The sequence below is a fragment of the Lactobacillus taiwanensis DSM 21401 genome, from assembly GCF_001436695.1.
GTDB classification, from domain to species: Bacteria; Bacillota; Bacilli; order Lactobacillales; family Lactobacillaceae; genus Lactobacillus; species Lactobacillus taiwanensis.
Genome location: NZ_AYZG01000023.1, coordinates 51,445 through 53,548 on the forward strand (window position 1 = coordinate 51,445; position 2,104 = coordinate 53,548).

The 2,104-nt window shown below is 31.2% G+C and carries 1 protein-coding gene; it reads right to left on the bottom strand.

The genetic code is table 11. The features are described 5' to 3' along the window. Window positions 1-483: 483 nt before the first annotated feature. Entirely contained in the window at window positions 484-1,863 is a 1,380-nt protein-coding gene (locus FD18_RS04595; protein WP_057718841.1) for an APC family permease, read from the bottom strand. Window positions 1,864-2,104 lie beyond the last annotated feature (241 nt).

A 2,104-nucleotide genomic window follows, 5' to 3' on the forward strand; every position in this document is an offset into this window, starting at 1 on the left:
AAGGTTTAAATAACATTTAAAAATAGTATTTTTAAATAAGAACATATGGTAAATAAAAATATTGCTGTTATATTTTATAAAATAAGATTATTTAATAATGAAAATTTACTTTAGTTTTATCGAGTAAACGTAACTGGAATAAATTTTTCTACAAAAAAGAATCGAAAAAACAATTTAGAAGAAAGTAGATCCAAAGCACATAATTGCTTATGAAATTGTGAAACGAAAGCAAAGAAAAACCAGCCTGCATAAACAGATTGGTGAATTAGCTTATTTTATAGATTTCAACGGCCAATTGACACGGAACAGATAATTTATTAAGAGCAAAATTTAGTAGGATTTTTTAGGTTCTGAATTTTTCGAGAGGCTTTTTATAAACTTATGTGCAATACTATACGATCAAAAAAATAGTGTACCAACTATCTTTGTCAGATACGTAGTACACTATTTCATTTAGAGTAATATCTATAATTTTAAATTGTATTATTTATTATTTTTATTTTTCATGAGTTCGGGATGATTTTTGAGTTCTCGAATAGCTGTTGGAATACCACCCATTTTATCTAATCTCTTCTTACCTATGAAGAAGTAAAGAATGGCGGTTACTGCAGCAACAACAATAGAAAGCAAAATAGTTTCCCAAGTAAAGTTAAATACTAAATAGCAAGCTACCAATAATGCTAATACGGGGATAATGTCGCCACCAGGAAGCTTGAAGCCATGATTTGGATATTGACCAGTGTGTTTAAATTTAATAACTGCGAAGATTGATGGTACGTATTGAACAAACGATGCCAATACTATACAACCTACTAAGAATAAGTATGATTGAGTGATTAAAAGAAGTGTTACTGCAGCCGTTAAAATTATACCTACCCATGGAGCATCAAACTTATTTTTCTTTCCTACCCAATTAGGTAATAAATGATGCTCAAGAGATAGAGAAGCAATTAAAGCAGGAGTATTGAAAGAACACGTAAATGCCACTCCAAAGATACTTAATAAGACACCAATAATAACTACAATATAGCCCCATTCGCCTACGGCTGACTTAAAGGCATTAGCAATTGGGATAGTATACCAAGACATTTTATGTCCCAAAATACCAATTGCGATTAATAGCATTAAAGTATATAAAATCGTTACACTGATCATTACTGCAATAAGAGCGCGTGGAATATTTCTTGCCGGATTCTTCATCTGTGAGGCAGCAATTGGAATAAATGAGAAGCCACTAAATAAATAGAAGACAACACTAAAGGCTGCACCAAAATGATGGAAGAAAGGACCAACACCTTTTGCGGCAGCTGCTGGCATTACTGGATGGAAGTTAGCAATATGCATAAAGAATACGCCAACAATGATAAAAAGAATAATCGTTGATAATTTAGCAATTGAGGAAGTATTGTCGATCACTTTAACCAAAGAACGACCAAAGAAATTAATTATTGAAAATAATATAATCAGTCCTATTCCAACTGCAAAATAAATTGAAGTTTGATTAAATGCTGGAATAAAACTTTTGAGTGTTGTTAGAAATGCTACTACTTCGGCTGCATAGGTACAACAACCTAAAAACCAAGTAAATACACCTAATTCATATCCAGCAAATCTACCAAATGCATTGTAAGAGTAGAGCCATGCAGCTCCGGAACCTGTAAATCGACTTGCTAGATCTGCATAACATAAAGCAATTAGACCAACTGTTATGGCTGCAGACAACATAACAACTACACTAAGCAAGTTCATATCTTTATAAATTGATTGCGGAAGCAAAAATGCTCCAGAACCTATAATTCCATTAATTCCTAAAAAGTAGATAGAGATAAAGGTTAGCTTTTTAGGAACAGTTTTTTTAACCATAGTACTTACCACCTTTTAAACTGTTCACTTGTACTAATTACATATTTACTCTCACGTCCAACATAACAGTAGTAACTCAAAAAAACAAATTTTTAGTACCTATAGTATAGTTATCAAATATCATTAGGTTTTTGCAATTATATTTTTTCTTTTTTTAGTCTATCTAGCATTTATATACAAATATGCTTAGATAGGCTTTTTTTAGATGCTAAGCCTAATATATTGCATTTTTTTTTTTTTT